The organism is Bradyrhizobium sp. RD5-C2, from assembly GCF_019972155.1.
GTDB lineage: Bacteria > Pseudomonadota > Alphaproteobacteria > Rhizobiales > Xanthobacteraceae > Bradyrhizobium.
On the sequence record NZ_BOVL01000009.1, the window covers coordinates 187,614 to 200,215 of the forward strand.

Sequence of the window (12,602 nt, forward strand, 5' to 3'; positions counted from 1 at the left end):
CGGCAAGGCCGCGGCGAAAATAGCAACGTTGTGGTTTTGGAAGGCGCGGAACGGGGAAAATCCTTGCCGCGCGGCAGCCTGCGGACGAATGGATGTTTTCGAGATCACGGGTTCGTTAGCGGTGCAATCGTGCGACGTTGAACCGCTTCCACGCAGATGGTCCACATCTCCCGCTTGCAGCGGCCGCCTCTTCAGAAGTTGGGTAAGCCCTCCACGCCCGTCGTCCTGGCGAAAGCCAGGACGACGCTGAATGTTTGGCGTCGCTTGCAAATTGCCTACAGCCCCGCGCCCTTCTCGACGGCCGCCGCAAACGAGCGATCGACAACATCGGCGGCGTTGATCTTCTGCCGGATCAGGCCCCAGCGGTCGTAGAGGTCGATGGTCTTCTGCTCGTCGGCCACCACGCTGTCGTCGATCGGCGCGATGCGGATCTTGGCCCGTGTCAGCCAGTTCAGCGGCACCGCGGGCGGGATGTTCATCAGCCTGCCCCAGGTCGCAGCATAACCTTCGACATTGTTCTGCGACCATGCGCGCGCGGCCGCGAGGCGACGCACGAAATCCTCGAGCTCGGCGCGCTTGTCCTTGATCGCGTCCGGATGTGCGACCTGGAAGCCGAGACCCGGCGTGAGGCCGTCGGCCGTGATGACGAGGCGCGACTTGAACAGCACCTCCTCCTGGCTGACGTAAGGCTCCCAGGTCGACCAGGCATCGACCGAGCCTTGCGTGTAGGCGACCTTGGCATCCGACGGTGCCAGGAACACGATCTGGACGTCGCTGGCCTGCCATCCCCTGGACTCCAGCGCCGCGAGGATCAGCTGATGCCCGATCGAGCCGCGGCCGGTTGCGATCTTCTTGCCGCGCAGATCGTCGAAACTTTTCATCGCGGAATTCTCAGGCACCACGATCGCAAGCCCTGCCCGCGATTGCCGCACGGCGGCAATCGCCTTGATCGGGATCTTGGCGGCGGCCGCAAACGTGAACGGCGCGTCGCCGACCAGGCCGGTGTCGATCGCGCCCGCCCCGAGCGCCTCGAGCAGCGGCGCCGCGGCGGCGAACTCCTTCCATTCGATCTTGTAGGGGACGTCCTTGAGCACGCCGGCCGCTTCCATCACGGCCTGCGAATTGCCCTTCTGGTCGCCGACGCGCAGCGTGGTCTGCGCGAAGGCCGGTTCGATGACGGCGAGCGCGAGCGCCGCCGCAACAATGAGACGGATCATTCGGCGGCGATCCCCCGCTGCTGGTCGCGCGCTTCGATCAGCTTGCGGGTCAGCGGGATCAGCTCGCGGCCATAGTCGATGGCATCGACCAGCGGATCGAAGCCGCGGATCAGGAAGTGGCTGACGCCGAGATCGTAGTAGTCGGCGAACACTTCGGCGACCTGTTCGGGCGTGCCGACCAGCGCTGTCGTGTTGCTGTTGGCGCCGGTGAGCTTTGCGATCTCGGTCCACAGCCGCTTGTCGATCCGCGTGCCCTGATCGGCCAGCGCCAGCAGCCGCTTGGCGCCGTCGGTCGCATGATTGGGCCGGCGGTAGCCGGTCTGATCCTGCAACGCAGTGGCGCGCGCGAGGATATGCTCCGCCTTCGCCCACGCCTTCTCCTCGGTGTCGGCCAGGATCGGCCGCACCGACAGGCTGAAGCGCGGCGTCGGGCGGCCGTGCTTGGCCGCGGCCGCGCGCACCCGCGCGGTGACGTCACGCACCTGGGCGTAGGATTCGCCCCACAGTGCGAACGTATCGGCGTGCTTGCCGGCGACCTCGACCGCGGCATCCGAGCCGCCGCCGACGAAGGTGTAGATGCCACCCTTCTGCAGCGGCTTCACCTGGGAGAAGCCGTTCTCGACGTTGTAATACTTGCCGCTGTAGTTGAACGGCTTCTCGCTGGTCCATTCCAGCCGCACCACGTCGAGGAATTCGTCGGTGCGGGCGTAGCGCTCGTCCTTGTCGTCGAGCGTGTTGCCGTCCTGGCGCAGCTCGATGGCGTTGCCGCCGGTGATGACGTGCAGCGAGACCCGCCCGCCATAGAACTGATCCAGCGTCGCAAGCTGGCGCGCCAAGAGCGTCGGCGCGGTGAAGCCGGGCCGCTGCGCGATCATCACCTTGAGCTGCTTGGTGATGGTCAGGACATGCTGCGCGACCTGCAGCGCGTCCGGCGTGGTCGAGTGGAACGCGAGCAGCGCGCGATCGAAGCCCGCCAGCTCATGGGCCTTGGCGACGGTCTCGATATACGGCGGATCGAGCACCGGGCCTGAGCGGACGATGGTCTCGGAGGCATTGTTGTTGGTGATGAAGCCGATGAACTCGACCGGCATGACTGACAACTCCGTTGTTGTTGGCTGTTGTTTCAGACGCCCAGCACGGAACGTCCGGCGGAGACACGGGTGGCATCGTCTTGCGGGGTATGGACACGGCCGCACAGCACGTCACGGTAATGCCGCTCCAGCGGATTGGTGCGCGACAGGCCGTGGTTGCTGGTCAGCGACAAGGCATCCTCCACCACTGCTGCGGCGTTATTGGTCACCGTCAGCTTGATGATGTTAGACTCGATCGCGGACAGCGGGAAGCCGTTATCGAAATCGGCGGCAAAGCTGTCGATCAGGCGGGCATTGACGGCAAGACGCGCTTCGATGCCGCCGACGACCTCCTGCATGCGCAGCAGCGTCGCCAGCGGCGCGCCGAGATTGGCGGGCACCCGCTCCTTGAGGAATTTGACCAGCCAGTCGCGGGCAGCGCGCGCGATGCCGTCATAGATCGCGGCGACGAAGATCGCATGCACGGTGGCCTGGGTGACATCAGGAACCTTCCAGTCGTCGGGCCTGCGAACGTCGATCTCGTAATCCAGCGGAAACACCACGTCGTCGAAGACCACGGTGTGGCTGCCGCTGGCGCGGAGGCCAAGATGATCCCAGGTCTCCTCGATCCGCGTTCCCGGCAGGCCGGCGGGAACCAGAAACAATCCGACACGGGCGTCCTGCTCGTCGGTCTTCGCCCACACCGAATACCATTTCAGGATCGGCGCACCGGTCGAATAGATCTTGCGGCCGGTCAGCCGCCAGCCGGTCTCGGTGCGGCGCGCCGTGGTCGCCGGCAGGCCGCCGCGCGCGGGCGAGCCGAGCTCGGGCTCGACGCGCAACGCATTGATCAGTGCGACGCTCTCGATCGTCTCCTTTGCGAGCTTGCGCGACAGCCGCGCGGGCCAGCGCGTGCTGCGCGCCATCACCAGATGCTGGATGTAGTGCATCGACTGCACCAGCGCGGTCGACGGATCGGCCTTGCCGATGATGCCGAGCACACGCGTGGCATCGCGCGCGCCCGCCCCGCCTCCGCCGAGCGCGACGGGCACGGTCAGCGCCAGCAGGCCTTCGCGCGACAGGTCGGCGAAGTTCTCGAACGGAAAGCTGGCGTCGCGATCATGCGCGGGGGCACGCGCGGCAAACACCTCGGCGAGCCGCAACGCGGGCGCGATGTGTTCAGACTCGTTCGCCGGCGGCAGCTCCCGCGCCGCGGTCGTCACCATGTCGCCTCCAGTCCGAGCAGGCCGAGGATCTGCTTGCGCAGATCGGCCAGATAAGGATCGCCGCGATGCCGAGGGTATGGCCGGGCGACGGCGATGTCGGCCTTGATCCGCGCCGGCCGATCGGAGAGCACGATGACGCGGTTGGCGAGCACCAGCGCTTCCTCGACGTCATGGGTGACGAGCAGCGTGGTGAAACCCTTGCGCTGCCACAGCGCCACGAGCTCGGATTGCATCGCGATCCGCGTCAGCGAGTCGAGCTTGCCGAGCGGCTCGTCAAGCACCAGAATCTTCGGATCATTGACCAGCGCGCGCGCCAGCGCCACGCGCTGCGCCATGCCGCCGGAGAGCTGGTGCGGATAGGCGTTGCGGAACGACGACAGCCCGACCAGCTCGATCACGGCGTCGACCCGATGCCGCTGCGGCTTCAGGATGCCCTGCGCTTCCAGCCCGAGTGCGACATTGTCCCACACCGATCGCCACGGAAACAACGTCGGGTCCTGGAACACGACGACGCGTGACGGATGCGGGCCACTGATGCGGACTTCATCCTCGCGCAACGAACCGCTGCGCGGCTTCTCCAGCCCCGCGACCAGCCGCAGCAAAGTGGACTTGCCACAGCCGGACGGGCCGAGCAGCGCGACGAACTCGCCAGGCGCGATCGACAGGTTCACTTTGTCGAGCACCGGCAGCACGGCGCCGTCGATATCGAAGGCATGGCTGACGCCTTCGATGTCCAGCTCGGCGCCGACCGCGGGATAGGTGATCGCTTCAGCGGCGGACTGCACTACCATTTGACGACACCCTTCTGCCAGACCAGCAGGCGATCACGGGTGCGGAACAGCAGTGTGATCGCACCGGAGCAGAGCAGCGACATCACGATCAGCGCCGCATACATATTGGCATAGGCCGCCCAGCCCTGCGCCCATTGCAGGTACCAGCCGAGCCCGGCCTTGACGCCGATCATCTCGGCGACCACGAGCACGGCAAACGACGAACCGAGCCCCATGAACAGGCCGACGAACACATGCGGCAGCGCGGCCGGGATTGCGACCTTCAGCACCAGGAACGACGGCTTGGCGCCGAGCGTACGCGCGACGTCGTAATAGGCGGTGCTGACGCTCGCCACACCCGACCAGGTCAGCACCGTCACTGGAAATCCGGTGGCGAGCGCGATCAGGAAGGTCGAGGCGCTCCAGCTCGACGGGAAGGTGAAGAACGCGATCGGCAGCCAGGCGGTCGCCGGCAGCGGGCCGATGAAGCGCAGCACCGGGTGCACCCAGTAGCCGATCTTCTGCGACCAGCCGATCGAGACGCCCGTCACAAAGCCGATGGTCGCACCAATGATGTAGCCGCCGAGTTGCAGCTTGATCGAGGCGAACACGCTGTCGAGCAGCTTCGGCAGGTCGTCGGTATAGACCTCGAGGATCGACTGCGGCGGCGGGAAGAACGGCAGCGGCAGCCAGGCGAATTTCGCGGTGGCGACCTCCCACAGCGTGACGAACGCGCCGAACGCCACCAGCCATGGCGCGCGCTTGCGCAACGCCTGCCCGGCGCTGCCGAGATAATCCGCGCTGAATGTGCCGAACAGGATGAAGGCCGCGATGACGATTGCACCGATCGCAAGCGACTCCGTCCGCGACCAGTCGCCGACATCGGGCCAATAGAGGCACGAAAGGCCGAACGCCAGCCAGGCAAGGCTCGCCGCAAGGCCAACGCCATAGCTGCCGGAGAGATTCGCGAACGTGACCGCGGCGCGCGGCGCGGCCGCGGTCGTCGCATCAGACACTGAATACGTCGACATAGATCCGCTCCGCGAATTTGGCCGTGTCGGTGCTCTGCTTGAATACCTGCACCGATTTCAGGTCGTCGGCGTAGCCCTTCAGCTCGCGCTTTAGCACCTCGCCGGTGGGATGATGGTGGTGGGTGTGGTAGCGCGCCATCGCCTCGAGATCTGCGAGGCTCGCCGCCTTCGGCGCATAGGGCTGGAACGATTTTGCCGCCTTGTCCGGATTCTGCGAGGTGAACATCGCGGCATCGAGCAGCGCTTGGGTGATGGCGCGCGCCACATGCGGCTCTTCCCGCACCAGACTGCCACGCAGGCCGACGATGCAGCAGCTCTTGTCGCGGTACTCGCCGTCGAGGTTGGAGGCGACCTCCTTGTACTGCGCGTCCTTCAGCCAGAGATAGGCCAGCGGATCCGACGACAGGAAGGCCTGCACCTCGCCCTTCTCGACCGCAACGTTCAACAGATTGCCGGGATAGGCGCGCCAGTCGACGTCCTTGACCGGGTCGATGCCGAGCTTGGAGAGCTGAATCGAGAAGAAGTTCTTGTCGGGACCTGCGAGATCGCCGACCGCGACGATCTTGCCCTTGAGGTCGGCAAGTTTGCCGACGCCGGAGTTGGTGCGGGTCAGGACGCGCATGCAGCCGCCATGGGTGCCGGCGGCGATCTTGACGTCAAAGCCCTGCTCGAGCGGTTTCAACCAGCGCAGCGCCATGCCGAGCCCGGCGTCGCTCTTGCCGGTGGCGATCGCCTCCAGCAGCTGGTCGGTCGAGCCGGAATAGTTGACGAGCTCGACGTCGAGATTCTGCTTCTGGAAGAAGCCGTGGTCGATCGCGACCGGCAGCGGCGCGAGGCAAACCGCGCCGGCGTTCCAGGACAGCTTCAGCTTGCGCGGCGCGCCGGTCAGCGGCGGCGCATCGGAGGCGGTTTTGCAGATCGGGAATTCGGAGAAATCGATCGCCGATGCGACCGGGCGCGGCGCGAACGCCTGCGCACTATAGGCGCCGATCGGCGCGGCAAAGGCTGCGGCGGCGCCTGCACGCAGCAGGGTGCGGCGATCCATCACCGTCTTCTTGTTCGTCGACATCATCACTCCTGCATTTCGGCAAGGCTCCGCCCCACGCGCAAGACGTGTCCGTCTGCGCGCCCCGTCGTTCGAAGCTCATGGTTTAGAAAAAAGCGGATTTCTCCGGCGCTATTGCCCTCAAAGCAATGCGCAAATGATGCGGCGCGACAAGTTCACCGTCAATGAAATGGAATTTCGAATGTGGCCAGTGCGGCAGCTGATCTCTCCACGATCGCAGCGCACGACGATGAAAGGATTTTCGCTGCTGTCGCGGCGCAGACGTGCAACAGAACGGCATCGATTGCACCAAATTTGAGCGAAACATCGCCGCTTGCGCGATGTCTTCTACGCATGACGGTCCGGCGAGATCATCTTTGCTGCGCGCGGACTGATTTCAGTTTTCCGTTTTGTTGACGGCGAGCGGCTTGCTCATAGACTTGATCGAACGCTGCCGCGCTTTCCGACGAGCAGCGAATGAATCAGGAAGAAAATGCATATGCGCAAACTGACCCGCCCGGGTTCTCCCTGCACTCTCACCCGCCGCACCGCGGCCGCGCTGATCACGGCAGTGATCACGCTGTCGACATCGGCCGCAGCGTTCGCGGCTAATGCGATCGTGCTGCGTGTCGGCGACCAGAAGGGCGGCAACCGCTCGTTGCTGGAGATCTCCGGCCTCGCCAAGGATCTGCCCTACAAGATCGAGTGGTCGGAATTTCCGGCCGCAGCGCCGATCCTGGAGGCGATCAATGCCGGCGCGCTCGATGTCGGCTACACCGGCGATCTGTCCTTCCTCACGGTCTATGCGTCGGGCGCGCCGATCAAGGCGATCGGCGGCACGCGCTCCGATGCGCGGACCCAGGCGATCCTGGTGCGCGGGGATTCGTCGATCAAAACGGCGGTCGACCTAAAGGGCAAGCGCCTCGCCGGCACGCGGGGCGGCTGGGGCCAGTTCCTGATCAATGCGACATTGGAAAAGGCCGGCAGCAGGATCGAGGAGGCGACCTTCGCCCCGCTCGGCCCGGTCGACGCCAAGATCGCGCTGCTCGCCGGTTCGATCGACGCCTGGGCGGTGTGGGAGCCGTACATCTCTTATGCCAAGCTGAAGGACAATGCGCGCGTCGTCGCCGATGGCGAGGGCCTGACGCCGACCATCACCTTCATCGTCGCCTCCGATAACGCGATCGCGACCAAGCGCGCCGCGGTGCAGGATCTGGTGCAGCGGCTCAACAAGGCACGGCTGTGGTCGCTCGACCATCTTGCCGAATACGCGAAGAGCACGGCCGAGCTCACCAAACTGCCGGAAGACGTGCTGCTCGCCGCCTACACCGCGCAAAAGACGAGCCCGATCGCGATCGACGAGGCCGTGGTGAAGGAGGTGCAGGCCGCCTCCGACCGCGCCACGCGCTACGGCATCCTCAGCAAGACGCTGGATGTCGGCAAGGCCGTCGACCGCAGTTTTACGGCAAGCGCAAGCTTGAACTAGCGATCCTCACCTCCCCTCGAAAAGGGGAGGTCGGTTTGCGGAGCAAACCGGGTGGGGATTTTGCCTCCGCGAGCGCTGGCGTTCGTGGAGAGCAACCCCCACCCCGCCCTCCCCCTTTCAGGGGGAGGGAGACGAGCGGCGCAGCTCGCCTCACGGAGTGCGTGCCGCCCCTACAATGGAGATATCCGATGTCCGGCCCGCTCCATCTCGCGATAATCGTCACAGCACACCTGCTCTGCATGACCTTGTTGGTCGCACTGTCGGTTTGATAGCGTTCTCTCAGGGTCAGCCCCAGGGAGAACAACAATGAACCTATCCATGAAGGACCGCGTCGCGGTGGTCACCGGCGGCAGCAAGGGCATCGGGATCGCGGTGGCGCGGCGGTTTGCGGAATCCGGCGCCAAGGTCGCGATCCTCGCCCGTGGCGCGGCCGACCTCGCCGCGGCGCGTGAGGCACTCGCCAAGGACGGCCTCGTGGTACGCGATTATGTCTGCGACGTCGCCAAGGCCGCCGACATCAGCAAGGCCCACGACCAGATCGTCGCGGATCTCGGCAAGGTCGACGTGCTGGTCAACAACGCGGGCACCGCGCGCACGCAGGCGTTCGAGAGCATCAGCGACGAGGCCTGGCAGGAGGACCTCGACCTGAAACTGTTCGCCGCGATCCGCTTCAGCCGGCTGGTATGGCCGGGCATGAAGCAGCGCAAATGGGGCCGCATCATCAACGTGCTCAACACCTTTGCGAAGGCCCCGGCCGCCAATTCCGCGCCGACCTCGGTGTCGCGCGCGGCCGGCATGGCGTTGACCAAAGTGATGGCCAATGAAGGCGGCGAGCACAACATCCTGGTGAATGCGCTGCTGGTCGGGCTGATCATGAGCGATCAATGGGTCAAGCGTCATGCCGCCCAGGCGCCGGACACGGATTTCGGGGAATTCGCCAAGGGCCTTGCCAAGGGCACGCCGCTCGGCCGCATCGGCACGGCGGAGGAATTCGCCAACCTCGCCTGCTTCCTGGCCTCGGAGCAAGGCTCCTATATCACCGGCACCGCCATCAATGTCGATGGTGGCCGATCACCGGTGGTCTAGCACTTCGGCTTCGATCCAGTCGAAGCCGAAGCGCCAGGGTCTTGCTTTGGCAGGCAGCAACCTACGGCAGGAAGCGACGGCTCAAAAGCAAAAGGCCTCCGTCACCGGAGGCCTTCTATTCTTAAACCGCGTCCTTGGCGGCCTTGACCGGCCGTGCGCGGACGATCTTCCGGGCCGGCTTGGCCTTGAACATCATCTCTTCGCCGGTGAAGGGGTTGGTGCCCTTGCGCGCCTTGGTCGCCGGCTTCTTGACCACAACGAACTTGGCGAAGCCGGGGACGAGGAACACCCCGGCCTTCTTCAGCTCCTTGTGGCCGACATCGACGAGCGAGTCCAAAACGTTCTTGACGTCGCGCTTGGAGAGTTCGGTGGTGGTCGCGATCTTCTCGATCACTTGCGACTTCGACAGTTGGGTAGCCATGGTTGCTCCATTGATTCTGGAGTGGGCACGATATGGCGGAAAACGCCGAGAAAAACAGTGTTTTCTGCACTCACCACAGCAATATCGCTGTGGACAGCCCCCGAATCAGGGTTTTTTCCAGTGTTTTTTCCAGTCAAGTCGCTTCCGACCCCTAAAATTACAGCGTTTGCGCGGCTTCGGGGCGCCCGAAACGTCCCCTTGAGAGAATCACCCGACGCATCCCGCACGACCTGTGTGCGACAATATTGCGTGCAATTCGGGTTGCGGCGCACTGCGGCGCGCCACTTCAGGTTTCGGAAACGATCCTTCAAAAAGGCCGAGGCATTAGAAATGACTCGGGTTCCCATTCCATCGTAACATCGCAAAAAGGGGCGCCACGGCCGATCGGCCGGCCACCCCGATGCAAGCCTTTATCTATGTTCCGGAGACCCGCGTATGGATTTGTCCCGCCTTGAGATCAACCGCCGCACGGCCCTTCTGACCTCGGCCGCGATTGCGGCCAACGTCATCAACCCGATGCGGGCATTCGCGCAGGAAACCCCGCGCAAGGGCGGCGTGTTCAACGTCCATTACGGCGCCGAGCAGCGCCAGCTCAACCCCAGCATCCAGGCCTCGACCGGCGTCTACATCATCGGCGGCAAGATCCAGGAAAATCTGGTCGACCTCGACGCCAACGGCCAGCCGGTCGGCGTGCTCGCCGAGAGCTGGGAGGCGACGCCGGACGGCAAGACCGTCACCTTCAAGCTCCGCAAGGGCGTCACCTGGCACGACGGCAAGCCGTTCACTTCGGAGGACGTCGCCTTCACCGCGATGAACATGTGGAAGAAGATCCTCAACTACGGATCGACGCTGCAGCTGTTCCTCACATCGGTCGATACCCCCGATCCGCAGACCGCGATCTTCCGCTACGAGCGGCCGATGCCGCTGAATCTCTTGCTCCGCGCCTTGCCCGACCTCGGCTACGTCTCCGCCAAGCATCTCTACGAGAGCGGCGACATCAGGCAGAACCCGACCAATCTGGCGCCGGTCGGCACCGGCCCGTTCAAATTCGTCAAATACGAGCGCGGGCAATACATCATTGCCGACCGCAATCCGGATTACTGGCGGCCGAACGCGCCCTATCTCGACCGCATCGTCTGGAAGGTGATCACCGACCGCGCCGCCGCGGCCGCCCAGATGGAGGCCGGCGAGCTGCACTACAGCCCGTTCTCGGGACTGACGATCTCGGACATGGCACGGCTCGGCAAGGACAAGCGCTTCATCGTCCAGACCAAGGGCAATGAGGGCAACGCGCGCACCAACACCATCGAGTTCAACTTTCGCCGCAAGGAACTGTCCGACATCCGCGTCCGCCGCGCCATCGCGCATGCGATCAACGTGCCGTTCTTCATCGACAATTTTTTGGGCGATTTCGCCAAGCTCGGCACCGGCCCGATCCCCTCGACCTCGACCGACTTCTACCCCGGGCCGAACACGCCGCAATACGCTTACGACAAGGCCAAGGCGATCGCGCTGCTGGACGAGGCCGGCTTCAAGGCCTCCGGCGGCAACCGCTTTGCGCTGAAACTGCTGCCGGCGCCGTGGGGCGAGGACATCTCGCTGTGGTCGACCTTCATCCAGCAGTCGCTCGGCGAAGTCGGCATCCAGGTCGATATCGTGCGCAACGACGGCGGCGGCTTCCTCAAGCAGGTCTATGACGACCACGCCTTCGATCTCGCCACCGGCTGGCATCAGTATCGCAACGACCCCGCAGTCTCGACCACGGTGTGGTACCGCTCCGGCCAGCCCAAGGGCGCGCCGTGGACCAACCAGTGGGGCTGGGAGGACAAGACCGTCGACAAGACCATCGACGATGCCGCGACCGAGGTCGATCCCGCCAAGCGCAAGGCGCTCTATGCCGATTTCGTCAAGGAGGTGAACACCGAGCTGCCGGTCTGGATGCCGATCGAGCAGATCTTCGTCACCGTGATCACCGCCAAGGCCCGCAACCATTCCAACACGCCGCGCTGGGGCTCGGCGAGCTGGCACGATCTTTGGCTGAGCGCATGAGGCGGCGCGCCTTGCTTCTCCCTCGCCCCGCTCTTGCGGGGTCGAGACGAGCGAAGCTCGCTCTTAGAGGGCTGGGGTGAGGGCTCTCTCCACCAATATTGCTCTATCGATGGACCTGTACCCCCTCACCCGGACTGCTACGCAGTCCGACCTCTCCCCGCAAGCGGGGCGAGGTAAGAAGAGGCCGGTGTCCACTTCGTCTGAACACGCTATAGATAACCGATGCGTATCCTGAGCCTTGCGGGGCGGCGGCTGGCCGCCTCGATCCCGACCCTGTTCCTGATCCTGATCGGCGTGTTCCTGCTGTTGCAGCTCGCGCCCGGCGACACCGTCGATGCGCTGATGGCGCAGATGGGCGGTGGCGATGCCGCGACCGCACAACAGCTGCGCAAGTTCTACGGGCTCGACCTCTCGGTTCCGGCGCAGCTCGGCAACTATCTGTGGCACCTGGTGCGGCTCGACCTCGGCTTCTCCTCGATCTACGGCAAGCCGGTGGCGACCGTGATCCTGGAGCGGCTGCCACCGACCATCCTGCTGATGACCGCATCGCTGTCGTTCGCATTCTTCTTTGGGCTCGTGTTCGGCGTGATCGCCGCGCGCGGCGTCAACCGCTGGCCGGACACCTTGATCTCGACGCTTGGCCTGGTCTTCTACGCCACCCCTTCGTTCTGGTTCGGGCTGATGGCGATCGTGGTGTTCTCGGTCTATCTGCAATGGCTGCCGTCCGGCGGTTTCCAGGACATCGGAACGGTGCAGACCGGCATCCGGGGCGTGCTCGATATCGCCGCGCACCTGGTGCTGCCGACGCTGACGCTCGGGCTGATCTTCCTTGCGATCTATCTGCGCATCATGCGGGCCTCGATGCTCGAGGTCCTGAACCTCGATTTCGTCCGCACCGCCCGCGCCAAGGGCCTGGACGAGACCCATGTCATCACCCGCCACGTGCTGCGCAACGCGCTGCTGCCGATGGTGACGCTGATCGGCTTGCAGGCCGGCACCATGCTCGGCGGCTCGGTCGTGGTCGAGAGCGTGTTCTCGCTGCCCGGCCTCGGCCGCCTCGCCTATGAATCGGTGGTGCAGCGCGACCTCAACACCCTGCTTGGCATCGTGTTCGTGTCCGCCCTGCTCGTCATCGTCGTCAACTTTGTCGTCGACCTGCTCTACGCGCGGCTCGACCCGCGCATCGCGGCGGAGGGCTGAC

Annotated in this window: 11 protein-coding genes; 4 read left to right on the forward strand and 7 right to left on the reverse strand. The window is 64.8% G+C overall.

The genetic code is table 11. From position 1 onward, the window contains the following. Positions 1-275 precede the first annotated feature (275 nt). Genes BraRD5C2_RS10490 through BraRD5C2_RS10515 form a run of 6 tightly spaced genes read right to left on the reverse strand, consistent with a single transcriptional unit; the run spans position 276 to position 6,383 of the window. Positions 276-1,217: an aliphatic sulfonate ABC transporter substrate-binding protein gene (locus BraRD5C2_RS10490; protein ID WP_223968197.1), complete on the reverse strand. Its 942-nt coding sequence runs from the start codon at positions 1,215-1,217 to the stop codon at positions 276-278. Next, positions 1,214-2,308: an LLM class flavin-dependent oxidoreductase gene (locus BraRD5C2_RS10495; protein ID WP_223968198.1), complete on the reverse strand. Its 1,095-nt coding sequence runs from the start codon at positions 2,306-2,308 to the stop codon at positions 1,214-1,216. Before BraRD5C2_RS10495 ends, BraRD5C2_RS10490 begins: the two co-directional genes overlap by 4 nt. Before the next feature lie 32 nt (positions 2,309-2,340). Next, positions 2,341-3,513, reverse strand: a complete 1,173-nt coding sequence (locus BraRD5C2_RS10500; RefSeq protein ID WP_223968199.1) for an acyl-CoA dehydrogenase family protein — start codon at positions 3,511-3,513, stop codon at positions 2,341-2,343. Beyond that, the gene (locus BraRD5C2_RS10505; protein ID WP_223968200.1) at positions 3,507-4,304 is read right to left on the reverse strand and encodes an ABC transporter ATP-binding protein; all 798 of its coding nucleotides are present in this window, start codon (positions 4,302-4,304) and stop codon (positions 3,507-3,509) included. The genes BraRD5C2_RS10500 and BraRD5C2_RS10505 overlap by 7 nt, the downstream gene beginning before the upstream one ends. After that, on the reverse strand, positions 4,298-5,314 hold the full coding sequence (locus BraRD5C2_RS10510) for an ABC transporter permease (RefSeq protein ID WP_223968201.1): 1,017 nt from the start codon (positions 5,312-5,314) through the stop codon (positions 4,298-4,300). The genes BraRD5C2_RS10505 and BraRD5C2_RS10510 overlap by 7 nt, the downstream gene beginning before the upstream one ends. Further along, positions 5,292-6,383 (reverse strand): ABC transporter substrate-binding protein, encoded by a 1,092-nt coding sequence (locus BraRD5C2_RS10515; RefSeq protein WP_374707975.1) that lies wholly within the window; start codon positions 6,381-6,383, stop codon positions 5,292-5,294. Before BraRD5C2_RS10515 ends, BraRD5C2_RS10510 begins: the two co-directional genes overlap by 23 nt. Before the next feature lie 475 nt (positions 6,384-6,858). Here BraRD5C2_RS10515 and BraRD5C2_RS10520 point away from each other — a divergent pair, with 475 nt between their 5' ends. Both BraRD5C2_RS10520 and BraRD5C2_RS10525 read left to right on the forward strand, forming a co-directional pair. Next, a complete protein-coding gene (locus BraRD5C2_RS10520) occupies positions 6,859-7,845 on the forward strand; it encodes an ABC transporter substrate-binding protein (protein WP_223968203.1) in 987 nt (328 codons plus the stop codon). A 306-nt stretch (positions 7,846-8,151) separates the two neighbouring features. Beyond that, a complete protein-coding gene (locus tag BraRD5C2_RS10525; protein ID WP_223968204.1) occupies positions 8,152-8,931 on the forward strand; it encodes an SDR family oxidoreductase in 780 nt (259 codons plus the stop codon). 121 nt (positions 8,932-9,052) lie between these two features. Here the strand turns inward: BraRD5C2_RS10525 and BraRD5C2_RS10530 are convergent, their stop codons facing one another. Then, positions 9,053-9,352 (reverse strand): HU family DNA-binding protein, encoded by a 300-nt coding sequence (locus tag BraRD5C2_RS10530; RefSeq protein WP_021077434.1) that lies wholly within the window; start codon positions 9,350-9,352, stop codon positions 9,053-9,055. A 435-nt stretch (positions 9,353-9,787) separates the two neighbouring features. Here BraRD5C2_RS10530 and BraRD5C2_RS10535 point away from each other — a divergent pair, with 435 nt between their 5' ends. Together BraRD5C2_RS10535 and BraRD5C2_RS10540 are read left to right on the forward strand one after the other, a co-directional pair. Beyond that, positions 9,788-11,401 carry an ABC transporter substrate-binding protein gene (locus BraRD5C2_RS10535; RefSeq protein ID WP_223968205.1) on the forward strand — a complete coding sequence of 538 codons (1,614 nt, stop codon included), beginning with the start codon at positions 9,788-9,790 and terminating at the stop codon, positions 11,399-11,401. A gap of 222 nt (positions 11,402-11,623) precedes the next feature. Then, a complete protein-coding gene (locus BraRD5C2_RS10540; protein WP_223968206.1) occupies positions 11,624-12,601 on the forward strand; it encodes an ABC transporter permease in 978 nt (325 codons plus the stop codon). The last annotated feature ends 1 nt before the right edge of the window (position 12,602 follow it).